Genomic DNA, 24,947 nt, shown 5'->3' on the forward strand with positions numbered 1-24,947 from the left:
ACCGGCGGCCCATGGAGAAGGTGCTGCTCGGCCCGCAGCACCACGACCCGAAGTCGTTGCCGGCCGCGATACCCACGGGTACGAGCGCCGCGCGCGAACGCGGTGTGTAGTCTCAAATGCCACCATGGCCACCACGACTGACCCCGTGCCGACGGCCGGATCCGAAGCGGACCGGCCTTCGGTGACGCAGGCTGACGCCCGTATGGGCGAGCCTGCCCGGTTTCCGTACCGCACGATCGCGATGGGAACCGTCGGCAGCACGTTGCTCATGCTCGCCGCACTGGGGGCGGGCGGAATCCTCGTCCACGATCCGGTGCTCGGTCAAGGTCCGCTGTCGTGGATCCGCTACGGGCACGGCAGGGCGATAGCGACCGGGTTGCTCTACGTCGGCTTCGCCCTCGTCGTGTGGGCGTGGGTACGGCTCGGCCGTTACGTGCTCGCGAACCGGGTCGGGAACCTGCCGATCCTCGTCGCCGCCGGCTGCTGGATGGCGCCGCTGCTGATCTCGCCTCCGCTTTTCACCCGGGACGTCTTCTCCTATCTCGGACAGGGCGCCCAGCTGCTCCACGGCCTGGATCCGTACTCCTTCGGTCCCGCCGAGCTGGACACGCTGCCTGCCGTGGTCGAGAACGTGCACCCGCTGTGGCAGACCACCCCGGCCCCGTACGGCCCGCTGTTCCTGCTGATCGCCAAGGGCATCGTGTCGATCACCGGCAACAACATGATCGCCGGTGTCATCCTGACGCGGATCCTGCTGCTGACCGGCCTCGCCGGAATGCTGTGGGCGCTGCCACGCCTGGTCAGGCACCTCGGCGGCCGACTGCCGGTGACGATGTGGCTGGCGATCGCGAGCCCGATGACGGTGATCCACCTGGTCGGTGGACCGCACAACGACCTGCTGGCACTGGGCTTCCTGACCGTCGGCGTGCTAGCCGCACTGGAACGCAGGCATGCGCTGGCGATCGCGCTGGTCACGGTCGGCATGCTGATAAAGCCGACCCTGGCGGTGGCCCTGCCCTTCCTGGTGTGGGTGTGGGCCAACCACCTGCCCGGCGAGGAGAGCCTCGGACGCCGGTTCGTCAAGGCCGTCACGCCGTCGGTGGCCATCTTCGGTGTCGTCTTCACAGCCGGGACGTGGATCTCGCTCGGGTCGTTCAACCTGGGCTGGTTCACCGGTCTCTCGGCGCCCCAGCTGATCACCAACTGGCTCAACTTCCCGACCGGGATCGGCCAGGCCGTCTACACGCTCGTCAACCTCGTGGTGGACGTGACCGAGTCACCGTTCGTCACGGTGGCCAGGCTCATCGCCTGGGTCGCCCTCGCCGTGATCGCGATCCGGCAGTGGTGGCTGGCCCGGCACGGCGGCAACGAGGCCATCTTGCGGATGGCGGTCACGCTGCTCGCGGTCGCGATCTTCGCGCCACCGACGCTGCCGTGGTACCTCACCTGGGGCTTCGTGATCGCCTCGGCGTTCCCGTGGCGCCGCACGCATCTCGCCGTGGTGGTCGCGGTATCGATCTTCCTCGTGCTCGTCTATTACCCGACCGGCGAGCAGAGCCTCTACGACTGGTGGTTCATCGCCGCCGTGATCGCAGGGAGCCTGTACGGTGCGGCGTCGCTGCTGCGGCCGGACCCGCTGGGCCTGATCGCGGCGTGGCGCCGGCCCCCGCACGAGGACGAGCAGCCGCCGGTGGAGGCGGCTAGCTCGCCGTCCAGCCCCGCCACGCGCTGACCTCGGTGCTGACGACCGGCCCCTCGGGCGGGCGCTCGGCATACTGCGGGTACTTCTCCCGCAGCAGCCGGACGGGTTCCTGCCGGGCCGTCTCCTCCTCGGTGATCGACGCGGTGCCGTCCGCGCGCACCCACCAAAGCCGAGCCCAGTCGTCGTCGTAGTGATCGACCAGGAACGACACGGCCGGGTTGGCCGCGATGTTGCGCAGCCTGCGCAGGTTCGTGCTCGTCTTCGGCTTGAAGTCGACGGCGAAGACGACGGTGTCGCCTTCAACGGCGAAGGTCACCGGCACCAGGTGTGGAGCACCGTCGGCGCCGGCCGTGGCGAGCCGGGCGACCGGCGCGGCACCGAAGCGCCGCCGGGCCTCGCGCGCGTCCAACCGCATCCCGCCAGCCTAGGCGGGCACGAGCAGGGTCGCGGCATCGGCGTCGAGCTCCGCCGGTACGCCCAGCGGGATCGTCAGCGACGCCGCCTGGTGCCCGAAGCCGAGCTGCCAGACCATCGGCACGCCGAGCGGGCCGAGCCGTTCCAGCAGCAGGTCCCGGACCGACTCCGGCCGGCCGCAGCCCGGCCACGAGCCCAGCGCGATCCCGGCGACACCGTCGAACCAGCCGGAGCGCGACAGCTGGGTCAGCATGCGGTCGAGGCGGTACAGGTCCTCGCCGATGTCCTCCAGCACGGCGATCGCGCCCCGCGCCTGCCGCTGCTCGCGTGTGCCGATCCCGGCGGCGAGCAGGCTGAGGTTGCCGCCCACGGTCCGCCCGGTCGCCCGGCCCGGCACCAGGGTGCTCGCGCCCGGACAGCGCAGCTCGCGCGGCCCCGGCCGGTCGAGCAGCGTCGTGCGCAGGTGCTCGGCCGCAGCGGCGTCGAAATAGGAGGTGGCCGGCATCGGGCAGAACAGCGTCGGCAGGCCCAGATGCACACCCACGGCGTCGTGCAGGGCGGTCGTGTCGCTCGATCCGGCGAACAGCTTCGGTCCCGCCGACCGCAGCTCGACCCAGTCGAGCAGGTCGAGCATCCGCTGGCAGCCGTAGCCGCCGCGGGCGGCGAGCACGGCGGCAACCCGGGGATCCAGCCAGGCATCCCGGAAGTCTCCTGCGCGTTCGGCGTCCGTTCCGGCCAGGTAGCCGAGCCGTGGATGCCGGGCGTGCACCGTGCCGTACCGCTCGACCCGCAGCCCCCACGATTCGAGCGCGGACACCGCGATGGCGAGCCGGTCGGCGGGCACCGGCCCGGCGGGCGCGACGAGCGCCACCGTGTCTCCGGCCCGCAGTCGCCACGGCCTGCCCGGCTCGCTCACCGCCGCAGCTCCGGCCGGGGGACGGCGGGTGGTTCGATCTGCGGCATTGCGCCACCCTAGTGAACGTGCACGGCGGCGGCCTTGCCCCGGACGCGCCCGATCATGGACGTTGCCTTAGGGTCGGAGGTGCCATGGCTCGCGTCATTCACGTCTTCCGTCAACCCGACCGCTTCGTCGCCGGAACCGTCGGGGAACCCGGCGACCGCACGTTCTACCTGCAGGCGTCCGAGGACACGCGCACGATCAGCGTGACCATCGAGAAGCAGCAGGTCGCGGTGCTCGCCGAGCGGCTGGGCTCCTTGCTCGAGGAAATAGCCAGCCGGTTCGGCGCCGAGGTCCCGGAGGAGGTTCCCGACGACCTGGTCGACTCTGAACCGCTCGACGTGCCGGTGGAGGAGGAGTTCCGCGTCGGCACGATGGGTCTCGGCTGGGACGCCGAGAGCAGTGCCGTCGTCATCGAACTGCTCGCGATCACCGAGGGCGAGGTCGACGAGACGGTCGTGCTCGACGACACCGAGGAGGGGCCGGACGCGGTGCGGGTGTTCCTCACCCCGGCCGCCGCCCGCGCTTTCGCCGCGCGCGCCGACCGTGTCGTGAACGCGGGACGCAAGCCGTGCCCGCTGTGCGGGGAGCCGCTGGATCCGGCAGGCCACATCTGCCCGCGGCAGAACGGTTACCGGCGCGACCAGGACATCTTCGAAAGCAACGAAGGCACCGAAGGCTGAGTGCGCGGTGCCTGACGTACCTGTCGACCCGGCCGGTCCGGTTGCGAGAGAGCTCGTCGAGCGGGGCAGGCTCGATGTCGAGGGGCGGCTCGTCGATGCGTCCAACGTCACCTTGTTCTGCACGATCGAGCTCGACGGGACCACGGCGAACGCGGTCTACAAGCCGGTGTCCGGTGAACGGGCGCTGTGGGACTTTCCGGACGGCACGCTCGCCGGCCGGGAGGTCGCGACCTATTTGATCGCCGAGGCCGCCGAACTGGGGAGCGTGCCGCCGACGGTGCTGCGCGAGGGACCGTTCGGCGCGGGCATGGTCCAGCTGTGGGTGGAGACCGTCGAGGACGATCTGGTGGACGTGTGCGCACCGGACGACGTGCCCGAGGGCTGGCGGGTCGTGCTGCACGCGCACGACCGGCTGGGTGAGCCCGCGGTGCTGGCCCACGCCGACCGTCCCGGCGTGCGGGACCTGGCGGTGCTCGACGTGATCGTGAACAACACCGACCGCAAGGGCGGTCACGTGCTCAACGGAGCCGACGGCCGGGTGTACGGCGTCGACCATGGCATCTGCCTGCACGCCGAGCCGAAGCTGCGGACCGTGCTTTGGGGATGGATCGACGAGCCGCTGCCCGGTGACGCGGTGGACAAGCTGCGCAAACTGCGGTGGGCGGTCGAGCACGACCTGGGGGAGACGCTCGCCGAGTACCTCACGCGGCTGGAGGTGCGTGCCGTCGCCGACCGGATCGACCGGCTGCTGTCCGCGGGCACCTTTCCCGCCCCGAGCGATGCGTGGCGAGCGATCCCCTGGCCGCTGTTCTGAGAGCCTGTTCGATGCCAGGGTGGCGCGGCGTTGTGCCTGGTCACCTTTCGTGAGTGCGTACGCGAGTTAGAACACTGTTACGCACTCACGACTGGTGGCCTGCGGAAATGGTGCCCTCCGTCAGCTTACCTCGTACAGCGCACGGAGATCTATTATCTTGTGGATGAGGGACAACGGCGGCGGCCCGCGCGACCTGACCCGCGCCATGCGGCTGCTGTGGCGGGCCGGCACGCTGCCGAGACGCGGCCCCAAGCCGACGTTCACCGTCGAGCGGATCGTGCGCGCGGCGGTCGAGATCGCCGACCGCGACGGGCTGGCCGCGCTGTCCATGCGTGTGGTCGCCGACCGGGTCGGCGCCGGAACGATGTCGCTCTACACCTACGTCCCGGGCAAGGCCGAGCTCATCGCGCTGATGCTGGATTCCGTGGACGCCGAGGGCACGCTGCCGCACACCGTCTCCGGCTTGTGGCGGGAGAAGACCGAGTCGTGGGCCAGGGAGGACTGGGCGCTCTACCACCGGCACGAGTGGATGCTCGACGTCTCCACCCGCTACCCGCTCGGCCCCAACACGATCCGCCGCTACGACTCGGCGCTGCGCTCGCTGGCCGGCACGGGGCTGCCCGAGGGCGAGATCGTGGCGGCCACCGAGGTCGTGGACAGCTACGTCCGGGGGATGGCCCGCCGGTCGGTGGAGGGCCTGCGGCTGGAGCGGCGCACCGGCACCAGTGAGCAGCAGTGGTGGGCCGGCAACGAGCCGCTGCTCGAGGAGTACGTCGACGCCGAGGAGTTCCCGGCCGTCCGGCGCGTGTGGGCGGCGGGCGCCTTCGCTTCGGAGGCCGACAGCTTCGAGTTCGGTCTGCAACGCATGCTCGACGGCATCCAGGTCCGTATCGAGGAGCACGGCGAGCACGGCGAGCACTGACCGGCGTGGCGAACGGCCCAGCGAGCCGTCCGCCGATACCGTCTGCACCCGTGCGCTCCCATTCCTACGACGACGTGCTGGCAGGGCCGCGCAGGCGGAAGGTCCCCGAGGTGCCGGCCGAGCCCGGCCTGGTGGTGGAGGACCCGGCGAGCGGCTTCTGCGGCGCCCTGGTGAAGGTCGAGTACGGCAACGCGGTACTCGAGGACCGGCACGGCAGGCGGCGGGTGTTCCCGCTGACGGCCGCGGGCTTCCTGCTCGAAGGCAAGCCCGTCACGCTCGTCCCCGCTGCGGCGGCGCAGGCACCGGCTCGCACCGCCTCCACGTCCGGCTCGGTGAAGGTCGCCGGCCACCGGGCCCGGGTCGCCCGGGACTCGCGTATCTGGGTCGAGGGCAAGCACGATGCGGAGCTCGTGGAGCGCGTGTGGGGACACGACCTCCGGGTCGAGGGCGTCGTGGTGGAACCGCTCGACGGGGTCGATGTCCTCGCCGAGCGGATCGAGGAGTTCGGCACCGGCCCGGACCGCAGGCTCGGCGTGCTCGTCGACCACTTGGTGCCCGGTAGCAAGGAGTCACGCCTCGTCGAGACGATCCGCGACGACGACGTGCTGGTCACCGGCCATCCCTACGTGGACATCTGGCAGGCGGTGAAGCCGGCGTCGGTCGGCATCGGCGCGTGGCCGTCCGTGCCGAGGGGCGTGGAATGGAAGGAAGGCATCTGCGCGGCACTGGGCTGGGGTGAACCGTACGAGGGCTGGCAACGCGTGCTCGCCGGGGTGCGCAGCTTCCGCGACCTGGAGACCCCGCTGATCGGCGCGGTCGAACGGTTGATCGACTTCGTTACCGACGGCGCGGCGGCGTGAAGGTTACGCGTCGATCACGTCCAGCAGCGTGCTGGGTGGATTCGGTCACTATCTGAGAGCATGGCGGCATGACAGCGGCACTGATCTGGCTCATCATCGGAATCGGGCTGATGGTTGCGGAGGTGCTCTCCGGCGACTTCGTGCTGCTCATGCTGGGCGCGGGTGCGCTGTTCGGCGCCGGTTCGGCCGCGCTGTCCGGCAACCCGTTCATCGACGTGGGCGTGTTCGCGGTGTCGTCGGTCGGCCTGCTCGTGCTCGCGAGACCGGCGCTCAAGCGCAAGTTCCTCTCCGGACCGGGCGTGAAGACCAACACCGAGGCGCTGGTGGGCGCACAAGCGGTAGTTCTGTCTACTGTGGATCCGCACGGCGGCCAGGTCAAGCTGGCCGGTGACGTGTGGTCGGCCCGCAGTTTCGCCGACGGTCAGGTGATCCAGCCGGGCACCTCCGTGACCGTTGTGGAGATCTCCGGGGCGACTGCCGTCGTGTCAGCGGAGCCGTAATGGCCGGCGCGTCCAACCGCCGAGCCGGTTCGAAAAACATGAAGGGGAGCCAGTCTTGTCGACAGCAGCGCTAATTGTTGTCGGTGTCATCGCGCTTTTCGTGATCGTCACGGTCGCGAAGGCAATCATGGTGGTACCGCAAGCACAATCGGCGGTGATCGAGCGCCTCGGCCGGTTCAAGTCGGTCGCTTCGCCCGGCCTGAACTTCCTGGTGCCGTTCCTGGACAAGGTGCGGGCCAGGATCGATCTCCGCGAGCAGGTCGTCTCGTTCCCGCCGCAGCCGGTGATCACCCAGGACAACCTGACGGTTTCCATCGACACCGTGGTGTACTTCCAGGTCACCGACTCGCGGGCCGCGGTCTACGAGATCTCCAACTACATCGTGGGTGTCGAGCAGCTGACCACGACGACGCTGCGCAACCTGGTCGGTGGGATGAGTCTCGAGGAGACGCTGACCTCGCGCGACCAGATCAACGGCCAGCTCCGTGGCGTGCTCGACGAGGCGACCGGCCGCTGGGGTATCCGGGTCGCCCGCGTCGAGCTGAAGGCGATCGACCCGCCACCCTCCATTCAGGACTCGATGGAGAAGCAGATGCGCGCCGACCGTGAGAAGCGCGCGATGATCCTCACCGCCGAAGGTCAGCGGGAATCCGCGATCAAGACGGCGGAAGGGCAGAAGCAGAGCCAGATTCTCGCCGCCGAGGGCTCGAAGCAGGCCGCCATCCTCGCCGCCGAGGCGGAGCGGCAGTCGCGCATCCTGCGGGCGCAGGGTGAGCGTGCCGCCCGCTACCTGCAGGCGCAGGGCCAGGCGAAGGCGATCGAGAAGGTGTTCGCCGCCATCAAGGCCAGCCGGCCCACGCCGGAGGTGCTCGCTTACCAGTACCTGCAGACGCTGCCGCAGATGGCGCAGGGCGACGCGAACAAGGTGTGGCTGGTGCCCAGCGACTACGGCAAGGCGCTCGAAGGCTTCGCGCGCTCGCTCGGCGCGCCGGGCGAGGACGGCGTGTTCCGGTACGAGCAGCCGAAGGACGATCACACCGAGATGCCCTCGCTCGACGAGGAAGAGGTCGCGAGCTGGTTCGACACCTCGACCGACCCGCACGTCGCCGAGGCGGTCCGCGAGGCCGAGAAGGTCGCGCGGCAGGAGGTTCCGGGCCCGCTGGCCGCGGGGCAGCGCCCCACGCCCACGGCGCTTTCGGGGCTCGCGGGTCTGGCCAGGGAGGCCGAGCAGCCGGAGGAGCAGCAGCAGCTTCCGCCTTCCGGCCCGCCGAACCCGCAGCAGGGACAGCAACCGGGGCCGTACGGCGGCCCGCCGCAGGGGCCGCCCTACGGCGGGCCGCCCCGGCAGGGCTGAGGCAGACTCGAAACGAGCGGGCCCGGGACGAGGAATCGTCCCGGGCCCGCTTGTTTCGCGGGACTTGGTAGGTAGGAGATTTCCTACCTATAGTGTTCGACGTGGACATCACCAAGTTGCAGTTCGTCTCCGTCCCGGTCGCCGACCACGCGCGAGCGCGGGACTTCTACGTGGAAACCCTCGGCTTCGAGCCGGTGGTCGACCGGCGCGGGCCCCACGGTCAGTTCGTCCTGGTCGCACCACAGGGCGCCGAGAGCGGCCTGGTGCTGATCGACTTCGAAGTGGACGGCCGGGGCTTCGGTGGACCGGTTCACCTGCAGTTTCACACCGCCGACGTCGAGGCAGATCTCGCCGCATTGCGCGCGGCCGGGGTCGAGGTCGCCGAGCCGCAGGACATGCCGTGGGGAAGCACGATCTCCTTCGCCGATCCGGACGGCAACCCGATCTCGCTGCTGCAACCCACGGCGCCGGGCAACAGGCCGAACTAGTGCCCCACAGCGACGAGGTGTTCACCGCGCTGGCGAGCCCGACCCGGCGTGCCGTGCTGGCGCTGCTGCTGGACGGACCCAAGCGCGTGCAGGAGCTGGCGGAGCACTTCGACATGCGCCGGCCCAGTCTGTCCGAGCATCTGAAGGTGCTGCGGGAGGCCGGACTCGTCAGCGAGCGCCGGAGCGGCCGGTTCCGGTTCTACTCGCTGGAGCCCGAGCCGCTGCGAGAGGTCGCCGACTGGCTGACGCCCTACGAGCGGTTCTGGCGCGAGAAGCTCACCGGCCTGCGGGACCTGCTCGACGAGGAGGACGGTCTGTGAGCGAGGAGCGGACCGCGGTACACCTCGACCAGTTTCTCGCTCACCCGCCACGGAAGGTGTGGCGGGTGCTGACCGAACCGGAACTGCTGGCCCGCTGGCTGATGCCGAACGACATCGAGCCCGTGGTCGGGCACCGGTTTCACCTGCATGCCGATCCGAAGCCCGCCGCGGGATTCGCGGGCGGCCCGGTGCCGTGCGAGGTGCTGGCGGTCGAGCAGGAGAGGCTGCTCAGGATCAGCTGGGGCGAGAACTGGATCGTCACCTGGCGGCTGGAGCCGGAGGGACGGGGTACCCGGCTGTTTCTCAGCCACGAGGGCTTCGATCCGGATGATCACGCCGAACAGCTTGCCCGCCGGATCATGGGCGGTGGCTGGCGGACGGGAGTCCGGCGCCGGCTGGCGGACGTCCTCAGCGCTCTACCAGGCTGACCGGCCCCAGTGCCGGCCGTTTCGGGGCGAGCGCGTCGCCGGAGGACTCGCCGCGCAGCCGGCGTCCGACCCACGGCGCCGCGTGCTCGCGAGCCCAGCGCAGCGTCTCCGCCCGGCGCTGCCGTGCGCTGAGCGCGGCCCGTGGGCCGAGGTCGGCGGGCGAGATGGTATGCGGCACACCGAGTGTGTCGAGCACCGCCGCCGCGATGAGCGTGTGCCCGTAGGCGTTGAGGTGGATCCGGTCGGCCGACCACAGCCGCCGGTCGCGCAGCTCGCGCATGGCCCACATGTCCACGAGTAGCGTCCCGTGTTTGGCGGCGATCACGCGGACGTGCTCGTTGTAGATCGCGGTCCTCCCGCGCAGCCGCCGGAAGAACGGGTCCTCGACGCCGTCGACGCCGGTGAACAGGAGCACCGTGGCCCCTGCCGAGACCAACCGGGCCACTGTCGCGTCGTAGCGCTCGGCGAGTGCGTCGACGTCGGCCCTCGGGCGCATCAGGTCGTTGCCGCCCGCGTAGAGGGTGACCAGATCGGGCCGCATGGCGAGGGCGGGTTCGAGCTGCTCGGCGAGCACGTCGCCGAGCAGCCTGCCCCGGATCGCCAGGTTGGCGTAGGCGAGGCCGGGTTCCTGGCGGGCCAGCTGCTCCGCGGTGCGATCGGCCCAGCCGCGCACCGCGTTGGGCGAGCCGGGGTCGTCGTCGCCGACCCCCTCGGTGAAGGAATCCCCCAGCGCCACGAAGCGGTTGACCATAGGACGCACTGTATCCGCGGCCGCGATGTGGCCTGTCACACGCGCTGCTGGTCGCGATGCCTGGCGACGTGCACGCGGGTGGCACATCGCGTCGAGCAGAACCGGCGCCTGCCGTTACGCGAGACGTCGACGTAGACGACGCGGCAACCCTTCCGCGCGCACGAGCCCAGCCTGCCGGGGTCCTCGCACAGTACGTGGGCGAGGCCGCCGGCGGTGTAGGCCTGGACACGGCGGACCGCGTCATCGTGCTCACCCGCGTAGTGCAGGTGGGCGGGCTTCCCGTCGTGCCGGGAGATGTAGGGCCGGCATGTGGAGTCGGCCAGCAGCGTGTTGACCAGGTCGACCCGCTCCCCGACGGGGGAGTCGGCGAAGACCGGCCGCAGACGCTCGGCCCAGCTCGCGATCTCACCGGCCTGCGCCGCGCTCAGCCGGGTCAGCGACATGCCCTCGCCGCGTAACAGCGTGAGCATCTCGGCGGCCCGGGCCGGGCCCGCGTTCACCAGCGCGACGGCGACCCGCGCGGCAGCGCCACCGTAAGGGTTGAAGTGCACTGACCTATTACACCACGCTTGCCGCATGACCGAACCAGGATGCCCCCGCTGCGGATGCCCACTGCGTGAACTCCTCCCGCGTGAGGTCTCCGTGCACAAGGTGTCGCAGGGCACGCTCACGTACCGGCGATGCGCGTGCGGTTGCTGGCTGCTCCAGGTGAACGGGCAGGTCCTGGGTGCTACCCGAGCGGTGCCACGCCGGTCATAGCTCGGTGTGGCGGTTGGCGAGAGTGTTGGCGAGGTCGGCGAGCTTGACGTTGAGTTCCTGTGACGACCGGCGGAGTATGTCGAACGCCTCATCGGCGTCGACCCCGCGGCGCTGCATTAGGATGCCTTTGGCCTGTCCGATCACGTCGCGGCTGCGCAGCGCCTCCCGCAGCTGCACGTTCTCCACCTCGGCCGCGCCGATGGCCTGTGCCGCGTTCAGCGCGATGGCGGCGTGGGAGGCGAGCAGGAGGGCGACGTCCCGGTCGGCGTCGTCGAGCCCGTGCGGGCGCAGCGAGTAGATGTTCAGCGCGCCGGCCCTGGGCAGGTCGGTCACCGGTAGCAGTGCCGTGGAGAGCACCGCGTGCACCCCACGCCGCGCCGCGGCAGGCCCGAATCTGGGCCATTCGGTTCCCTCGGCCAGGGCATCACTGCGCGCCGTGCCGTCGCTCGCCGGGCGCGCGGCGTTCACACACGGACCCTCGTCGGCCTCGTACTGCAACTCGTCGAGCTCGGCCGCGACCGGATCGGTCCGGACCGGAGTGGTGTAGCGGCCCGCGGAGTCCCGCAGGGTGACGCTCGCCAGATCCGCACCAGGCACGATCTCCTTGGCGGCAACGACCACGCGTTGCAGCACGTCCGTGACGGTGCGCGCCTCGAGCAGCTGAGCGGCCAGCTTGGTGAACTGCTGGGCCAGCGGGCCGACCGGGGAGCCGGCATCCGCGACGAACCGGCTCTTCTCCCGGTCCCATTCCTGGTCGGACACCATCGACGTACCTCGTTTCCGATCGGGTTCGGCCCTCCGCGTGCCGCATGCCCGGCAGAGTTCCCCGGCCGCGGTGACGTCATGCCTCCGGGCGGTCAGCGGGCTCGCGGTGCTCGGCCAGCAGTTGCGCGAGCGTGTGCACCGGCGAGGTGTCGAGCTTGTGCCGGTGGGCGTCGTAGCGGTCGCGAGTGGTCCGGATGTCGGCGTGGCCGAGCAGGTCCTGCACCTTCTGCACGGGCACGTTGTGCGCGAGCAGCAGCGTTCCCGTGGTCCGCCGCGCAGTATGCGGGGAGATGCTGTCGGCCGCGGCCAGCCCGGCCTGCCGCGCGAAGCGCCGTAGCGCCTGCCAGACGTCGCGCTGCCGCAGCGCCTTGCCGCCTGCCTTGGCGGTGTCGTGCGGATGCGGTGTCGTCGCGAGCAGCGGGCCGGTCAGCCGCTCCGGCGGCACGCCCACCCGCTCGCCCCGGACGGCCAGATAGCTCGCGAGTGGCCGCAGCGCCGGTGCGACCACCGGCACGAAGTCGCGCTGGCCGCCCTTGCCGGTGTAGCGGAGGATCGTGTGCCCGGAGTCGGTGCCGAGGTCGGCCACCGTCGCCGTGGTGATTCCCGACACCCGCAGCCCGGTGTAGAACAGCAACGCCACGAGGGCCGCATCACGCCAGGACGCCTCCGTGCCGTTGCGCCTGGCTCTGGCTTCGACGTGGTCGAGCAGTGCCGCCGCGGAGTGCTCGTCCAGGGCAGGCAGCGGAGAGGCCTTGGCCCGCTTCGGTCGGGTGACCGCGCCGATCGGGTTGGCATCGGCCACGTCGTTCGACTGCAGGTAGCGGTACCAGCTCGAGACGCCGGCGAGCGTGCGCGCGAGCGTCGAGGGCGCGGCCGGACGGGGCAGGCCGTCGCGTCCGGTGACGGTCAGCGTCGATTTCCAGGCATCGACGTCGGCTCGCCGCGCGCGCAGCGGGTCGAGTCCGTTGCGGGCACACCAGGACAGCCATGCCGCGAGGTCGGCGTAGTAGGCCCGGCGCGTGTGCTCGCTCTTGTCCGAGGCCAGCCACAGCATCGTCACGTGACGAATCGCGTATCGATCCGTGGGGTCGGCGGGAGGCAGCGCAGGCAGCAGCTCGACCGCTTCGGCGAGCTCGTGGTGCGTCGCATCTCGCCTGATCAGGGCACCGGATGGGGGCATGTCGATCATCGATCGCGATTGTGCCCTGTCCTCGTCGCAAAAAGTGGGAAAAGATGTCGGTGCCGTGTCGATTCGCCGGGGGCTTGTTCGACGCGTTCGCAGAAGCCGGAAGAGGGACCGGCCGACACCGAGCAGAAGGAGATCCCACGATGCGTTTCATGATGATCGTCAAGGCAAACGCGGACTCGGAGGCGGGCGTGCTGCCGTCCGAGCAGGAGCTCGCCGAGATGGGCAGGTACAACGAGGAGCTGGTCAAGGCTGGGGTGCTGCTCGACGGCAACGGCCTGCAGGCCAGCTCGAACGGTGCCAGGGTCCAGTTCACCGACAAGGGCAAGACGACCGTCGTGGACGGGCCTTTCACCGAGACCAAGGAGCTCGTCGCGGGTTACTGGATCATCGACGTGAAGTCGAAGGACGAAGCGATCGAGTGGGCCAAGCGGGTGCCGTTCGGACCGGGCGGCGAGATCGAGATCCGCAAGGTTGCCGAGGCCGAGGACTTCGGGGACAACTTCACCCCCGAGCTCCGGGAGGCGGAGGACCGCCTCCGCGAGAAGATCGCCGGGCAGCAGAGCTGAGCTGGTACCGCTTGCCGTGACCACCGCGCGACTGCTGTGATTGGCGGTTGTGACGGCAACGGACGCTCAGCGGGCCATCGAGGCGGTCTGGCGGATCGAGGCAGCGCGCCTCATCGCCGGCCTCGCGAGGATGACGCACGATGTGGGCAGCGCCGAGGAACTCGCGCAGGACGCGCTCGTGGCGGCGCTGGAACAGTGGCCGGAGTCAGGCGTCCCGGACAACCCGGGCGCCTGGCTCATGGCCGTGGCCAAGCGCCGCGCCATCGATCAGTTCCGCAGGCAGGAACGCCTCGATCGAAAGGTCGCGGAACTCGGCCACGACCTGGAGAGCCGGCAGGAGGCGGTCGAGCCCGACCTCGACGATGACATCGGCGACGACCTGCTGAGGCTGGTCTTCACCGCCTGCCACCCGGTGCTCTCCACGGAGGCACGTGTGGCGCTCACGCTACGCCTGCTCGGCGGGCTGGCCACCGACGAGATCGCACGGGCGTTCCTGGTACCCGAGGCGACCGTCGCCCAGCGCATCGTGCGCGCCAAGAAGACCCTGGCGAAGAAGCAGGTCCCCTTCGAGGTACCGCACGGAGACGAGCTGGACGCGCGGCTTTCGTCCGTACTCGAGGTCGTCTACCTGATCTTCAACGAAGGTTACGCGGCGACAGCAGGTGATGACTGGATGCGGCCGGAGCTGTGTGCGGACGCCCTGCGGCTCAGCCGGATGCTCGCCGAACTCGCCGTCAAGGAACCGGAGGTGCACGGCCTCGTCGCGTTGCTGGAGATCCAGGCCTCCCGCACCCGGGCCAGGGTCGGCCCGGACGGTGAGCCGGTGCTGCTGCTCGATCAGGACCGGTCACGCTGGGACCAGCTGCTCATCCGCCGTGGCCTGGCCGCGCTCCAGCGCGCCGAAGAGCTGGGCGGCGCGCCGGGCCCCTACGCGCTGCAGGCCGCGATCGCCGCCTGCCACGCTCGCGCCCGGACTCCGGAGGAGACGGACTGGGTCCGTATCGCGGCGCTCTACAGCATGCTCGCGCAGCGCATGCCCTCACCCGTCGTGGAGCTCAACCGCGCGGTGGCGCTGGGCATGGCCTTCGGGCCGGAAACCGGCCTGGAACTCGTCGACGAACTAACCGGCGTACCGGCGCTCAAGGACTACCACCTGCTGCCCAGCGTGCGGGGTGACCTGCTCGGCAAGCTCGGCCGGTACGAGGAGGCCCGGATGGAGTTCGAGCGGGCGGCCGCACTCACCCGCAACGAACGCGAGCGGCGACTCCTCCTCGAACGCGCGCAGGCGGCCGGAAAGAAGTGAGCGGGCGTGGCGGCTGAGCGGCATCAGCCCGGCGCGTAGCGCGCGGTGAGCTCGGCGCCGATCCGGGCAAGCTCGGCGCGCACCGGCTCGGAGTCGATCACCTCCACCTGATCGCCCCAGCCGGCGAGGTACTGCGCGATCGACAGTGGTGTCGGCGCGGCGACCCGCACCCGGGTACGACCGTCGTCCAGGGTTTCCCCGACCTCGCAGTGGCGGCCGAACTGGCCCCGCAGCACCCAGACGAACCGGTCGTGGACGAGCACGGTCGCCGATTCGAGCGAGCGCTTCCGCTCGACATCGCCGACGACACGCTGCCAGGCCCGCGACAGCTCGAAGTCGTCCGGCCGGTCGGCCACGATCTCGGTGACCGTCGCTTCGAGGGTCCGGTCGATCCGGAAGGTCCGCTGGCCCTTGTCGGTCCCGGCCACCAGGTACCAGATGTCGTCCTTGTCGATGAGCCCCCACGGGTCGATCAGCCGCCTGGACTCCTCCCGCGTACGGCCCGCGTAGGTCAGCCACACCTTCCGCCTGCGCACCACGGCGTTCTGCAGCACGTCGACCAGCTCGGGTCGCCCGCGATCCGACTCGCCCCACCCGGCCGGGTCGACCAGCACGGCGCTCGCGGCTGCCTCGGCGTCGGCACGGAAAGTCGGGGGGGAGCGCCCGTACCAGCTTGCGCAGCGCCGACTTCACCTCCGGCGCCACCGCCGCCGCGGGGCCTGCGAGCAGGAACAACGCCTGCGCCTCGGGCGCGGTGAGGCCGGTGAGGTCGGTACGGGCGCCGCCGACAAGTGACCAGCCGCCGCCCCGGCCCTGCTGCGGGTACACCGGCACACCGGCGGCGGAGAGCGCCTCCAGGTCGCGGCGCGCGGTGGCCACCGACACCTCGAGTTCCCCGGCCAGCTCGGCGGCGGTCACCCGGCCACGGGTCTGCATCAGCAACAGGGTGGCGACGAGCCGGTCAGCGCGCATGAGTTCAGTCTCGCAAACAAAGTGCTCATTCGGTGAGCACTTTGCCGCGCAGGATGGGTTCCACCGACTTCGAGAGGACGACTCAGATGCTCAGAGGGCTCGCCACCGTCTCGTTCTACGCCGATGACCCTGCCGCCGCCGGGCGGTGGTACGCCGAGGTGCTGGGCTTCGAGGCGTACTACACGTACCCGCACGAGGGGCCGCCCGCCTACATCGAGTTCCGCATCGGCGACTACGAGCACGAGCTCGGGTTCATCGACGCCCGCTACGCACCGCGCCGCGACCCGGCCCAGCCGTCCGGCTGCATCGCGTACTGGCACGTCGACGACCTCCAGGCGGCGCTCGACCGCCTGCTGGCGCTTGGCGCCGAGCAACACCAGCCGATCACCCGGCACGGGGACGGGTCGGGCTTCTCAACCGCATCTGTGGTCGATCCGTTCGGCAACATCGTCGGCATCATGACCAACCCGCACTACCTGTCGGTGCTGGATGGCCGGCCGTAGCGGAACGGGAGTGCACATGGAGACAGTCGACGGTGCTGACGTCCTCGGTTTCACCGGCCCCGCGCAGTGGGAGTCATGGCTGGCCGAGCACCACGACCGGACTGCGGGCGTCTGGGTGAAGATCGCCAAGAAGGGTTCGGGCCGGACCTCGGTCACGCTCGCCGAGGCACTCGATGTCGCCCTGTGCTACGGCTGGATCGACAGCCGGCGCAAGACCTACGACGAACATCACTACCTGCAAAGGTACTCGCCTCGCCGGCCGGGCAGTTCCTGGTCGCAGGTCAACGTCGGCAAGGTCGAGGCGCTGACCGCCGCGGGCCGGATGCGGGAACCCGGCCTCGCGGCGATCAGCGCAGCGAAGGCGGACGGCCGCTGGGAGGCCGCATACCAGTCGCAGCGCGACGCCACCGTTCCGCCCGACCTCGCGGACGCGCTGGCCCGCGACGAGCGGGCGCGGAAGCGCTTCGAGCTCCTCGGCAGGACCGATCGGTACGCCCTGTTGCTCCGGCTCATGAAGGCGAAGACGCCCGGCGGCAGAGCCACCCGGCTCGAACAGATCGTCGCGTCCCTGGCGCAGGTCAGCGCAGATGCGCGAGCACGTTGACTACCGTGCCACCGGGGTCCTCCACGAAGAAGCGGCGGACGCCCCACGCCTCGTCGGTGAGGGGGTAGACGATACGCAGTCCCCGGCGCACCGCCTCGGCGTGCACCGCATCGACCGTCGCCGGTTCGCCCACGTCGATCCCGAATCGAGGAGGAGGGTCCTCCATCCCGTGTGGAGGAACGATGACCTGCGCCGTGGGGTTGGTCGGTGACTGCATGCACAGCACCGGATTTTCCATCGCGACCTCGAGCCCGAACACCTCGGCGTAGAAGTCCCGGGACGCGGCGAGATCGTCTCCGTCAGCGTAGGGGTGAATTCTCCTGATCAGCACCACTCCACCATCGCAGCCACAGGCACCGGCCGGCTTGGACGAATCGGAACTGCGCGCTCAGCTGACGGCAGCGCCGAACCACTTGGGCAGCTGGTTGAGCAGATCGTGCTGGTCTTCACCGACCCACGCCACGTGGCCGTCCGGCCGCAGCAGCGCCGCGGGCACGTGGAGTTCCTCGCTGACATCGACGACGTGGTCGACCCGGTCTGCCCAGCCCGCCACCGAGAGCCGGCCGGTCTGGTCGAGCAGCAGCCCGCGGCCGCCGTGCATCAGCTCGTAGAGGCGCCCCCGCTTCAGTCCCACGTCCCGCAGCCGCCTGCCGAGCAGTTCATGCCCCTCGCCGAGGTCGTAGCGCACCCCGATCGCGATGATCTTCTCGATCAGGTACCGGTTCACCTCCTCGAAGTCCATCAGCTCCGACACCAGCCTGCGCACGGCCTGGGGACCCGGCTCGGTGGACAGCAGCTCGCCCTGCGCGCGGGTGTTGTCCAGCACGTCGGCGGCCACCGGGTGCCGTTCGGTGTGGTAGCTGTCCAGCAGCCCCGCAGGTGCCCAGCCGCCGACCTCGGCGGCCAGTTTCCAGCCGAGGTTGAACGCATCCTGGATGCCGAGATTCAGGCCCTGTCCGCCCAGCGGCGGGTGGACGTGCGCCGCGTCGCCGGCCAGCAGCACCCCGCCGACCCGGTAGCGCCCGGCCAGCCGGGTGGCGTCACCGAAGCGGGACAGCCAGCGTGGGGAGTGCACGCCGAAGTCGGTGCCGGCGTACACGCGCAGCTGTTGCCTGAACTCGTCGAGGGTCGGCGGGACCGAGCGGTCCTCGGTCACCCCTTCGGCCGGCACGACGACGCGGTACACCCCTTCCCCGAGGGGCCCGAGGCCGAACCGCTTCTCGGTCTTGCGGACTTCGCCGACCACGGCGGCCACCCGCTCCGGCGGCGCGTCCAGCTCCATCTCGCCCAGCAGCACCTCGACCGTGGTGGGCTCGCCGGGAAAGCCGACGCCGAGCAGCTTGCGCACCGTGCTGCGGCCGCCGTCGCAGCCGACGAGGTAGCGCGAGCGCAGCCGCGTGCCGGCCAGCTCGACGGTCACCCCGTCCTCGTCCTGGCTCAGCCCGACCAGTTCGCAGCCGCGCCGGATCTCGGTGCCGAGCTCGGCGGCGCGCTCGTTCAGCAGGCGGTCGGTGGTGGTCTGCGGGATGCCGAGCGTGTAAGGATGCGCGGTGTCCAGCCGTCCGGGCGAGGGCTTGTCGATGCCGGCGAAGCCGCCGACCGGATACTTCCGGCCCTGCGCGAGGAACCGCTCCAGCAGACCGCGCTGGTCCATCACCTCGATGCTGCGCGCGTGCAGGCCGAGCGCGCGGACATGCCTGGTCGGCTCCGTCTCCTTCTCCAGCACGACCACGTGCACGCCGTGCAGCCGCAACTCGCCGGCCAGCATCAAGCCGGTCGGTCCGCCGCCGGCAACGATCACGTCGATCATGAACCCCCCATTCAAGAAGTTGCAATTCAGCCAGCCGACAAAAAGCACACCTACCGCGCAAATCCCCTGATTTCCGCAGCTCTCTGGCTTCGGCCGGAGATTCTGCGGCATAACCCGGGTCTTGCCGCAAGCCCCCGGGTGCGCTATAAATTGAAAGTGGCAAGGAGTCGTGAACTCCTTGCCTTTGCTTTCGTGGGGGTGTCTCGACAGTTGAGCTCGTCCCGGGTGCCTCGAAGCCGATCACGTATCGCCAGGACGCCGTGTCACCCGGGCTGCCGATTCCGGGGGAGGGGCCGTGACCGACACACCGACCGTTGACTCGTCCAACACCGATCAATTCCGCTCCTGGGACGGCGGCAGCGGAGAATTCTGGACCTCGCGCGCCGAACGTTTCGACCAGGGCATGGCCGGCTACCACGGTGAGCTGTTGACAGCAGCCGGCATCCAGCAGGATTCGCTGGTCCTGGACATCGGATGCGGCAGCGGCCAGGTCACTCGCGATGCGGCCCGCATCGCCCACGAAGGTTCAGCGCTGGGCGTCGACCTGTCGTCAACGCTGCTGGACCTCGCGCGCGCACTGGCCGAGAAGGACCAGTTGACCAACGCGACGTTCGTCCAAGCAGATGCGCAAGTCCACGACTTCGGTGAGTCGCTCTTCGACGTCGCCGTCAGCCGGCACGGCACGATGTTCTTCGGCGATCGGCAGGCGGCGTTCGCCAACATCGCGCGCACGATCCGGCCAGGCGGCCGATTCGTGCAGCTGACTTGGCAAGCGCTCGACCGCAACGAGGGCATCAGCACGTTCCGTACGATCGCGTCCGGCGGTCGAGAACCGCCACCGCCATCCCCCGAGGCTCCAACACCATTCTCGCTGAGCGACCCCGACCGAGTGCGTCAACTGCTGCGCGCAGCAGGATTCGTCGACGTCGAGGTGACAGGCCTGACCGTCCCCATGTACTACGGCCGTGATATCGACGATGCATTCGACTTCATCGCCAGCCACTTTGCCCCGGCCTTCGGGAAACTCGACGACGAATCCCGGGCCAAGGCCCTCGATACCCTTAAAGTCGACATCGCCGACCACCTCACCGACCGAGGTGTGCTGTACGGCGCAGCACACTGGCTGTTCTGCGCCCGGCGAACAGGCCGAAGTTGACCAGGATGTCGGTGGCGTCGCCTGCGCAACGTCGGCGGCAGCGCGGGTCAATGTCGACGCGCGGTGACCAGCCAGGCACCGGAGTCGAGCCACACTCCCTCCCCGGTGTCATGGGCGTCGAGCATGGCCAGCAGCCGGTCGAGAGCACGGGCGGTCGCCGCCGCGTCCAGGTCGGCGAGCAGGTCCTTGACCATCCGTAGCTCGAACAGGGCGTCGCGGGCGCTGACCGCGTCCGGGCCGTAGTAGATCGGCTCGCGTACCTCGGTGATGTCGACCGCGGTGAAGCCGGCAGCGGTCAGCACGCCGGCCGCGACGGTCGTATCAGCCAGCGAGAAGGTGTCCTCACCGAGCCCAGCCGGCACCTTCCCACCGACCAGCGCCTGTCGGATCGCGCTGGACCACTCCTGGCGGTCGTCGGCCTGCCACACCAGCTGCACCAGCCGCGCCCCCGGCCGCAACGCCGACCCAATGTTGGCGAACGCCGCGACCGGGTCGGTGAAGAACATCGTGCCGAACCGGCTGATCCCCAGGGTGAAATGCTCCGGCGCGAAGCGGTGGAACTGGGCATCGGCTCGCTCGAAGCTGACGTTGTGGATTCCCTCCTCTTCGCTCAGCCGGCGGGCGCGGTCCACCATCGGTCCGGACAGATCAACGCCGAGGGCGCTCCCCGGGTGCGCGGATCTACCCGCCTCCCGCGTGGTCTGTCCGGTGCCGCAGCCGATGTCGAGCACGCGATCGCCGGTTCCGACGTCGGCGGCCGCTCGCAGCCGCGCGTTGTAGCGGCTCAGCTCGGCGTCGTAGTCGAACAAGTCAGCCGCCACCCGGACTCGCTGGGCCGTCGCGGAGTACCCCGCGCACCGTGTCGAGCGGAACGCCGGGCGGGAACTCCGGCAGCCACCAGGTCGCACCCGCTGCGGCGTACGGCAGGGGGTCGGCGTCGAAGGGCAGGCTGATGGCGATGTCGTACGCGCCGGTCTCGCCCATTCTGAGGTCGGTGATGGTGGCGACGACCTCGGCGAGTTGGTCCGGGTGCTCGAGATTGGCCGGGAAGAAGCCGTCGAGCCGGGCGGCTCGGCGGATCGGCTTGACATTGCCGGGGAATCCGGCGGCCCATACCGGCACGCCGGGCTTCTGGACCGGTCGGGGCAGGAATTCGATGTCGTCGACGGTGTAGTGCTCTTCGCGGTGGTGCACCGGCTCGCCGGACCAGGCGGCGGCCAGGATCACCAGGGACTCGTCGAGCATCTGGCCGCGCCGCCGGTCGTCGAGCTGCTCGCCGGTCTTGGAGAGCTCGCCGCCGAACCGATCACTGCCGATGCCGACGCCGAGGGTGAGTCGACCGTCGCTGAGCCGATCCAGTGTCGCGGTCTCCCGAGCGACCTTGGTCGGCCGACGGCGGGGAAGTGGCGACACCATCGGGCCGAGCCGCAGCCGTTCGGTCGTGGTAGCGATGGCTGTCAACGCGATCCACGGGTCGGCGAGTTGCCGGACCGGCGCCCGCCAGTACAACTGATCCCACACGAAGCAGCCGTCCCAACCGGCCGCCTCCGCGTCGGCGGCCAGTCGCGCGACCACTCTCGGGTCGGCGAGATCGTCGAAGAGCGGCAGCCAGAGTGCTGACCGTAGCCGGCTCACGGGCGGTCTCGTGCCGTCGTCACGGTCATACCGGTTCTCCTTCGTACTCGTCATTCACCTGTTGGCAGGCTAAGCCGGAGCATCTATCGGAAAAAGCGATAGTTTTCGATCAATGCAATCGCCACAAACAATGGCTTTCCGGGTTCCACTGCGGTCCCGACGGAGAGCGTCAGGGCTCAGCTATCGGATGAGTGCCTGCACCGCAGGGCGAAACTCGAGCTCGTACGGGACGGACCTGAGCTCCTCCGGCGTGACCGTGACACCACGGGCCGCGGCGAGCTCCGCCAGCCATCTCCACGGGTGAGGCTCTCCGGGCTCCTCCTCTCCCTCGTCCGGCAGCAAAGCTCCGAGGAACAGGGCACGGAGCTCGCCTGCCGTGAAGCCCGGCGAGGAACCGCCACGCACACCCACCGTGACGCCGCGCTCGCTGTGGAGCACCACGCGCTTGCCGAATTCAAGGTCGAGGTACTCGCTCAGCGCGAAACCGACCTGACCGGTCGACCGGTTCCACGGAACGGCGACATCGCAGACGGCTCCGAAGGCGACGACAGCTCCGTCACTCGTGGACGCGTCCGGGCCGGGAGGTAGCCGACCTGAGCCTGTCCACGACTCGGGGACGGCGGACCAACCCCCCGTCGCGGCATCCATAGCGGGACTCCCGGTGACTAGCTGGGCGTGCAGTACAGGTTCTGACGCAAGAGTAGGTCAGGCGCGGCGCCGGGTCCCTTCGCTCCGAGCCGGCTGCCAAAGATCGCCGGTCCGGCGGGCACCGTTATAAGGGGCATTATCACGGATGGTTTGGCGTGAAAGGTTCCGCAGTTCAGCGTGTCGCTATACGTGTTTCGCTAACGCGTGCGCGAAACTGGAGCTGTGACAGAACAGCTGGTGAACGAGGCGGAACCGCAGGCGGACGAGCCGGACGTGCTCTGCGCTCTCGACGGATGCGACAACCCGCTGCCGCCTCCGGCAGTGGACGAGCACGGCCGGCGCAAGGGTGGGCGGCCGTCGTCGTACTGCTGCAAGGGGCACGCGGACGCGGCGTCCCGGCAGCGTCGCGCCGCACAGGCCGCGGCCGTGGTGGACCCGCTGGTGGAGTTGCGCCAGGCCGCGGAGGCATTCGGACCGGCGGCCGCCCCGTTGCTGGAGGCGCTGCGGGAGATGACCGACCGCCTGCACGCCGCCGACGAGGGGGCCATCGCGCAGGTCCGGCAGGCGGAGGAGCGGTCGAACACGGCGCGCGCCGAGGCTGAGGACGCGCAGCGGCGCGCCGAGCAGGCCGAACGCGCGCGCGACCGGGCGCTGGCGCAAGCCAGGGCCGACCGGACCGCTCGCACCGAGGCGGAGAAGGCCGCCCAGCGCGCCGCCGCCGAGGCGGAGCAGGTGCAGCGCGACGCCTGGGCGACGGTGGCGCAACACGAGCGGGCCAGGGGAGCGGCCGAGGCGGCGGCCTCGTCCACCGCGCAGGCCCGGGACGAGCTGGCCGGGCAACTGCGGTCCACCCAGCAGCATGCCGAGCAGCTGCAGTCCGCGCGCGCCGCGCTCGCCGACCAGCTCGAAGCCACTCGTGAGGAGCTGCGCCTGCTCACGGCCGACCACACACTGGCCACCGAACGGCTCGACGCCGCGACCGCCCGGCTCGACGCGACCGAGACCTCGCTGGAGCACGCGCGCCGCGAGGCCGAGCAGGCTCGCGAGGAGGCGTCGGCGCTCCGGACCGAGCGGGACCAGGCACGGGAACAGCTGGCTGGCGAGCGAACAGGCCGCAGGCTCGCCGAGGCGCGAGCGGAGAACACCGACGCCGCGCTGGCGGAGAGCCGTTCCCGGCTGGCCGCCCTGCGCACCGAGCTCGACCAGGCACACACGCGGGTGGACCGGTTGCTCGCGATGCGTCCCGACACGGGCCAGGAGCAGGAGACCGCGGGCGGCGAGTGACCCACCGCGCGGGCATGGGTGAGCGCCCGAGTTTGCTTCCTGTACCCAGGTACAGCTGAAACCGACCGCGGACGGCACTGTCGTCCTCGATATCGAGGTACCGGCGAACGCCGGGCCCGTGCGCGGGCCCGCCCCCGAGCGGAGCGGTACCGGAAGCCCGGAGCAGGTCCTCGACATGTTCGCCGAGGTGGCCGGAGGCGAGGAAGATGGCCACGATGACCGAGCCCGGCCTGCGGACCAGTGAGGTCGCTGAGGAGGCGGGCGTGAACGCCCAGACGCTGCGCTACTACCAGCGCGCGGCCTGCGGCCCGCACTGCCCACTACCGCTGGCCCAAAGTGCGAAGTAGCTGACAAGTGGGTCGTGGCGAGTTCCGGAGACCGTCGTCGAACGGTGGCGCGGGGATCGAGGGAGCTTGCGACTCACCCGCCGGTCAGCGGGCGTGCACGTCCACCACGACGCAGGAGACGTTGTCCGGTGCGCCGGCCGCATGGACGCGCTCGGTCATCTCGTCCACGGCCTCGCGTGGCGTGTCGGCGTCGCCGAGCACCTGCCGCAGCGACCGCTCCGGCAGCACGGCGTGCAACCCGTCCGAGCACAGCAGGTAGCGGTCCCCGTCGTGGGCCTCCCGTAGATGCAGGTCGGGTTCGGTCGTGTCGTCCCGGTGGAGCGCGCGGATCAACCTGGCGCGCTGCGGGTGGGAGAGCGCCTCGCCCGCGGTCAGCTTGCCCTCGTCCACAAGGGACTGCACGAACGTGTGGTCGTAGGTGAGCCCGGTCAGCTCGCCCCCGCGCAGCACGTAGGCACGCGAGTCGCCGACGTGTGCCAGCGCGAAGGCCGAGCCCGACCACAGCATCGCCGTGAGGGTGGTCCCCGCCTCCGCGTGCGCCGGGTCCGCTCCGGTGAAGTCGCGCACCGCGGCGCGCGCATCCCGCACCGCCGCGCTCAGCACCTGCAGCAGCCGGCCGGCGGAGACGTCGGCGTCGAGTGGCCCGAGCGCCTCGATCGCGACGGAACCGGTAGCGCCATCCGTGCCCGGCCCTCCGAATCCGTCGGCGAGCGCGAACAGGCGCGTCCCGGCGTGGACGGCGTCCTCGTTGGCCTGCCGCACCAGCCCCCGATCGGTACGGGCCGCGGAACGCAGGTCGACCTTGGTCACCTCTGTCATGTGCGTGTCCTCTCTGGACAGTCGGTCGACGAGGAACGTGGCCAGCTCGGCGCGGGCCGCGGTGTCGGCTTCGACCTGCCGCCAGTACGACATGACCTCGGCGGCCGCCGCGGCCGGGGGCAGATCGCAGACGACCCGGATCCTGGCCAGCGGCATGCCGAGCGCGCGCAACCACGCGACCCGACGCGCCCGCTCCAGCTGGGCCCGCTCGTAGGAGCGGTATCCCGAGCGCGGGTCGACCCGCGCCGGGCGCAGGAGCCCCAGCTCGTCGTAGAGCCGCAGAGCCTTCGGCGTCAGGCCGGAGGCCTGCGCGAACTCGCCGATGCTCAGCCTGGCCATGTGTGTCCCTCCTCGTCACGGGCACCTTGCCCGGTGACCCGACAGTGCGCCCTG

General features: G+C 70.4%; 29 protein-coding genes and 1 pseudogene. 17 read left to right on the forward strand and 13 right to left on the reverse strand.

Going from position 1 to position 24,947, the window contains the following annotated elements:
* Positions 1-124 precede the first annotated feature (124 nt).
* Positions 125-1,732 carry a polyprenol phosphomannose-dependent alpha 1,6 mannosyltransferase MptB gene (gene mptB, locus JAP66_RS13595; RefSeq protein WP_199432078.1) on the forward strand — a complete coding sequence of 536 codons (1,608 nt, stop codon included), beginning with the start codon at positions 125-127 and terminating at the stop codon, positions 1,730-1,732.
* On the opposite strand, the gene JAP66_RS13600 is transcribed toward mptB, so the two are convergent.
* Entirely contained in the window at positions 1,701-2,117 is a 417-nt protein-coding gene (locus JAP66_RS13600) for a TIGR03668 family PPOX class F420-dependent oxidoreductase (protein ID WP_199432079.1), read from the reverse strand. The two genes, mptB and JAP66_RS13600, sit on opposite strands and share 32 nt — an antisense overlap.
* Positions 2,118-2,126: 9 nt before the next feature.
* The gene (locus tag JAP66_RS13605) at positions 2,127-3,032 is read right to left on the reverse strand and encodes a S66 peptidase family protein (RefSeq protein ID WP_199432080.1); all 906 of its coding nucleotides are present in this window, start codon (positions 3,030-3,032) and stop codon (positions 2,127-2,129) included.
* 131 nt (positions 3,033-3,163) lie between these two features.
* Between JAP66_RS13605 and JAP66_RS13610 the strand changes: the two genes are divergently transcribed.
* The 9 genes from JAP66_RS13610 (at position 3,164) to JAP66_RS13650 (ending at position 9,443) form a co-directional block, all read left to right on the forward strand.
* Entirely contained in the window at positions 3,164-3,757 is a 594-nt protein-coding gene (locus JAP66_RS13610; RefSeq protein WP_199432081.1) for a DUF3090 domain-containing protein, read from the forward strand.
* A 7-nt stretch (positions 3,758-3,764) separates the two neighbouring features.
* The gene (locus JAP66_RS13615) at positions 3,765-4,571 is read left to right on the forward strand and encodes an SCO1664 family protein (protein ID WP_199432082.1); all 807 of its coding nucleotides are present in this window, start codon (positions 3,765-3,767) and stop codon (positions 4,569-4,571) included.
* Between the two features lie 163 nt (positions 4,572-4,734).
* A complete protein-coding gene (locus tag JAP66_RS13620) occupies positions 4,735-5,493 on the forward strand; it encodes a TetR/AcrR family transcriptional regulator (protein WP_199432083.1) in 759 nt (252 codons plus the stop codon).
* A gap of 50 nt (positions 5,494-5,543) precedes the next feature.
* The gene (locus JAP66_RS13625) at positions 5,544-6,353 is read left to right on the forward strand and encodes a DUF3097 domain-containing protein (RefSeq protein WP_199432084.1); all 810 of its coding nucleotides are present in this window, start codon (positions 5,544-5,546) and stop codon (positions 6,351-6,353) included.
* 68 nt (positions 6,354-6,421) lie between these two features.
* Positions 6,422-6,853, forward strand: coding sequence for an NfeD family protein (locus JAP66_RS13630; RefSeq protein ID WP_199432085.1), 432 nt, complete (start codon positions 6,422-6,424; stop codon positions 6,851-6,853).
* Between the two features lie 127 nt (positions 6,854-6,980).
* On the forward strand, positions 6,981-8,207 hold the full coding sequence (locus tag JAP66_RS13635; protein WP_235999011.1) for an SPFH domain-containing protein: 1,227 nt from the start codon (positions 6,981-6,983) through the stop codon (positions 8,205-8,207).
* 101 nt (positions 8,208-8,308) lie between these two features.
* Complete coding sequence (locus JAP66_RS13640) at positions 8,309-8,695, forward strand: VOC family protein (protein WP_199432087.1); 387 nt, start codon at positions 8,309-8,311, stop codon at positions 8,693-8,695.
* Positions 8,695-9,015 (forward strand): ArsR/SmtB family transcription factor, encoded by a 321-nt coding sequence (locus JAP66_RS13645; RefSeq protein WP_199432088.1) that lies wholly within the window; start codon positions 8,695-8,697, stop codon positions 9,013-9,015. The genes JAP66_RS13640 and JAP66_RS13645 overlap by 1 nt, the downstream gene beginning before the upstream one ends.
* Complete coding sequence (locus JAP66_RS13650; protein WP_199432089.1) at positions 9,012-9,443, forward strand: SRPBCC family protein; 432 nt, start codon at positions 9,012-9,014, stop codon at positions 9,441-9,443. Before JAP66_RS13645 ends, JAP66_RS13650 begins: the two co-directional genes overlap by 4 nt.
* Here JAP66_RS13650 and JAP66_RS13655 read toward each other — a convergent pair.
* From JAP66_RS13655 to JAP66_RS13670, 4 genes are all read right to left on the reverse strand, one after another.
* Positions 9,424-10,194, reverse strand: coding sequence for an SGNH/GDSL hydrolase family protein (locus JAP66_RS13655; protein WP_199432090.1), 771 nt, complete (start codon positions 10,192-10,194; stop codon positions 9,424-9,426). The genes JAP66_RS13650 and JAP66_RS13655 overlap by 20 nt on opposite strands.
* Before the next feature lie 35 nt (positions 10,195-10,229).
* On the reverse strand, positions 10,230-10,745 hold the full coding sequence (locus JAP66_RS13660; protein ID WP_199432091.1) for a CGNR zinc finger domain-containing protein: 516 nt from the start codon (positions 10,743-10,745) through the stop codon (positions 10,230-10,232).
* Between the two features lie 202 nt (positions 10,746-10,947).
* A complete protein-coding gene (locus JAP66_RS13665; RefSeq protein ID WP_199432092.1) occupies positions 10,948-11,718 on the reverse strand; it encodes a GAF and ANTAR domain-containing protein in 771 nt (256 codons plus the stop codon).
* Positions 11,719-11,794: 76 nt separating this feature from the next.
* Positions 11,795-12,907, reverse strand: coding sequence for a tyrosine-type recombinase/integrase (locus JAP66_RS13670; RefSeq protein WP_199432093.1), 1,113 nt, complete (start codon positions 12,905-12,907; stop codon positions 11,795-11,797).
* Positions 12,908-13,047: 140 nt separating this feature from the next.
* Between JAP66_RS13670 and JAP66_RS13675 the strand changes: the two genes are divergently transcribed.
* Complete coding sequence (locus tag JAP66_RS13675) at positions 13,048-13,473, forward strand: YciI family protein (RefSeq protein ID WP_199432094.1); 426 nt, start codon at positions 13,048-13,050, stop codon at positions 13,471-13,473.
* Positions 13,474-13,513: 40 nt separating this feature from the next.
* Positions 13,514-14,776: an RNA polymerase sigma factor gene (locus tag JAP66_RS13680; RefSeq protein WP_199432095.1), complete on the forward strand. Its 1,263-nt coding sequence runs from the start codon at positions 13,514-13,516 to the stop codon at positions 14,774-14,776.
* A 23-nt stretch (positions 14,777-14,799) separates the two neighbouring features.
* Here the strand turns inward: JAP66_RS13680 and JAP66_RS13685 are convergent.
* Positions 14,800-15,748 (reverse strand): annotated as a pseudogene (locus JAP66_RS13685) (helix-turn-helix transcriptional regulator).
* Positions 15,749-15,834: 86 nt separating this feature from the next.
* On the opposite strand from JAP66_RS13685, the gene JAP66_RS13690 reads away from it, so the two are divergent.
* Together JAP66_RS13690 and JAP66_RS13695 are read left to right on the forward strand one after the other, a co-directional pair.
* On the forward strand, positions 15,835-16,251 hold the full coding sequence (locus JAP66_RS13690; RefSeq protein ID WP_199432096.1) for a VOC family protein: 417 nt from the start codon (positions 15,835-15,837) through the stop codon (positions 16,249-16,251).
* A gap of 16 nt (positions 16,252-16,267) precedes the next feature.
* Positions 16,268-16,855, forward strand: a complete 588-nt coding sequence (locus JAP66_RS13695; RefSeq protein WP_199432097.1) for a YdeI/OmpD-associated family protein — start codon at positions 16,268-16,270, stop codon at positions 16,853-16,855.
* Here the strand turns inward: JAP66_RS13695 and JAP66_RS13700 are convergent.
* Both JAP66_RS13700 and rox read right to left on the reverse strand, forming a co-directional pair.
* On the reverse strand, positions 16,830-17,186 hold the full coding sequence (locus JAP66_RS13700; protein ID WP_443706209.1) for a VOC family protein: 357 nt from the start codon (positions 17,184-17,186) through the stop codon (positions 16,830-16,832). The genes JAP66_RS13695 and JAP66_RS13700 overlap by 26 nt on opposite strands.
* Before the next feature lie 57 nt (positions 17,187-17,243).
* Entirely contained in the window at positions 17,244-18,665 is a 1,422-nt protein-coding gene (rox, locus tag JAP66_RS13705) for a rifampin monooxygenase (protein ID WP_199432099.1), read from the reverse strand.
* Between the two features lie 295 nt (positions 18,666-18,960).
* Between rox and JAP66_RS13710 the strand changes: the two genes are divergently transcribed.
* Positions 18,961-19,821: a class I SAM-dependent methyltransferase gene (locus JAP66_RS13710; RefSeq protein WP_199432100.1), complete on the forward strand. Its 861-nt coding sequence runs from the start codon at positions 18,961-18,963 to the stop codon at positions 19,819-19,821.
* Positions 19,822-19,868: 47 nt separating this feature from the next.
* On the opposite strand, the gene JAP66_RS13715 is transcribed toward JAP66_RS13710, so the two are convergent.
* The 3 genes from JAP66_RS13715 to JAP66_RS13725 all read right to left on the reverse strand — a co-directional run bounded on the left by JAP66_RS13715 (position 19,869) and on the right by JAP66_RS13725 (position 22,104).
* Positions 19,869-20,642 (reverse strand): class I SAM-dependent methyltransferase, encoded by a 774-nt coding sequence (locus tag JAP66_RS13715; RefSeq protein ID WP_199432101.1) that lies wholly within the window; start codon positions 20,640-20,642, stop codon positions 19,869-19,871.
* The gene (locus JAP66_RS13720) at positions 20,632-21,510 is read right to left on the reverse strand and encodes an LLM class flavin-dependent oxidoreductase (protein WP_199432102.1); all 879 of its coding nucleotides are present in this window, start codon (positions 21,508-21,510) and stop codon (positions 20,632-20,634) included. The genes JAP66_RS13715 and JAP66_RS13720 overlap by 11 nt, the downstream gene beginning before the upstream one ends.
* A 126-nt stretch (positions 21,511-21,636) precedes the next feature.
* Positions 21,637-22,104: a hypothetical protein gene (locus tag JAP66_RS13725; protein ID WP_199432103.1), complete on the reverse strand. Its 468-nt coding sequence runs from the start codon at positions 22,102-22,104 to the stop codon at positions 21,637-21,639.
* A 222-nt stretch (positions 22,105-22,326) separates the two neighbouring features.
* Between JAP66_RS13725 and JAP66_RS13730 the strand changes: the two genes are divergently transcribed.
* Together JAP66_RS13730 and JAP66_RS13735 are read left to right on the forward strand one after the other, a co-directional pair.
* Positions 22,327-23,388 (forward strand): coiled-coil domain-containing protein, encoded by a 1,062-nt coding sequence (locus JAP66_RS13730; RefSeq protein WP_307849554.1) that lies wholly within the window; start codon positions 22,327-22,329, stop codon positions 23,386-23,388.
* Between the two features lie 206 nt (positions 23,389-23,594).
* Positions 23,595-23,735 carry a MerR family transcriptional regulator gene (locus JAP66_RS13735; RefSeq protein WP_199432105.1) on the forward strand — a complete coding sequence of 47 codons (141 nt, stop codon included), beginning with the start codon at positions 23,595-23,597 and terminating at the stop codon, positions 23,733-23,735.
* An 84-nt stretch (positions 23,736-23,819) separates the two neighbouring features.
* Here JAP66_RS13735 and JAP66_RS13740 read toward each other — a convergent pair whose 3' ends face one another.
* Entirely contained in the window at positions 23,820-24,893 is a 1,074-nt protein-coding gene (locus JAP66_RS13740) for a MerR family transcriptional regulator (RefSeq protein ID WP_199432106.1), read from the reverse strand.
* Positions 24,894-24,947 lie beyond the last annotated feature (54 nt).

This window comes from Qaidamihabitans albus (assembly GCF_016464705.1).
Classification (GTDB): Bacteria; Actinomycetota; Actinomycetes; order Mycobacteriales; family Pseudonocardiaceae; genus Qaidamihabitans; species Qaidamihabitans albus.

Coding starts and splice junctions, on each gene's coding strand:
- mptB (WP_199432078.1), top strand. CDS start 125: ATGGCCACCACGACTGACCCCGTGCCGACGGCCGGATCCGAAGCGGAC.
- JAP66_RS13600 (WP_199432079.1), bottom strand. CDS start 2,117: ATGCGGTTGGACGCGCGCGAGGCCCGGCGGCGCTTCGGTGCCGCGCCG.
- JAP66_RS13610 (WP_199432081.1), top strand. CDS start 3,164: ATGGCTCGCGTCATTCACGTCTTCCGTCAACCCGACCGCTTCGTCGCC.
- JAP66_RS13620 (WP_199432083.1), top strand. CDS start 4,735: ATGAGGGACAACGGCGGCGGCCCGCGCGACCTGACCCGCGCCATGCGG.
- JAP66_RS13630 (WP_199432085.1), top strand. CDS start 6,422: ATGACAGCGGCACTGATCTGGCTCATCATCGGAATCGGGCTGATGGTT.
- JAP66_RS13635 (WP_235999011.1), top strand. CDS start 6,981: ATGGTGGTACCGCAAGCACAATCGGCGGTGATCGAGCGCCTCGGCCGG.
- JAP66_RS13655 (WP_199432090.1), bottom strand. CDS start 10,194: ATGGTCAACCGCTTCGTGGCGCTGGGGGATTCCTTCACCGAGGGGGTC.
- JAP66_RS13665 (WP_199432092.1), bottom strand. CDS start 11,718: ATGGTGTCCGACCAGGAATGGGACCGGGAGAAGAGCCGGTTCGTCGCG.
- JAP66_RS13670 (WP_199432093.1), bottom strand. CDS start 12,907: ATGATCGACATGCCCCCATCCGGTGCCCTGATCAGGCGAGATGCGACG.
- JAP66_RS13675 (WP_199432094.1), top strand. CDS start 13,048: ATGCGTTTCATGATGATCGTCAAGGCAAACGCGGACTCGGAGGCGGGC.
- JAP66_RS13690 (WP_199432096.1), top strand. CDS start 15,835: ATGCTCAGAGGGCTCGCCACCGTCTCGTTCTACGCCGATGACCCTGCC.
- JAP66_RS13695 (WP_199432097.1), top strand. CDS start 16,268: ATGGAGACAGTCGACGGTGCTGACGTCCTCGGTTTCACCGGCCCCGCG.
- rox (WP_199432099.1), bottom strand. CDS start 18,665: ATGATCGACGTGATCGTTGCCGGCGGCGGACCGACCGGCTTGATGCTG.
- JAP66_RS13720 (WP_199432102.1), bottom strand. CDS start 21,510: ATGACGAGTACGAAGGAGAACCGGTATGACCGTGACGACGGCACGAGA.
- JAP66_RS13725 (WP_199432103.1), bottom strand. CDS start 22,104: ATGGATGCCGCGACGGGGGGTTGGTCCGCCGTCCCCGAGTCGTGGACA.
- JAP66_RS13735 (WP_199432105.1), top strand. CDS start 23,595: ATGGCCACGATGACCGAGCCCGGCCTGCGGACCAGTGAGGTCGCTGAG.
- JAP66_RS13740 (WP_199432106.1), bottom strand. CDS start 24,893: ATGGCCAGGCTGAGCATCGGCGAGTTCGCGCAGGCCTCCGGCCTGACG.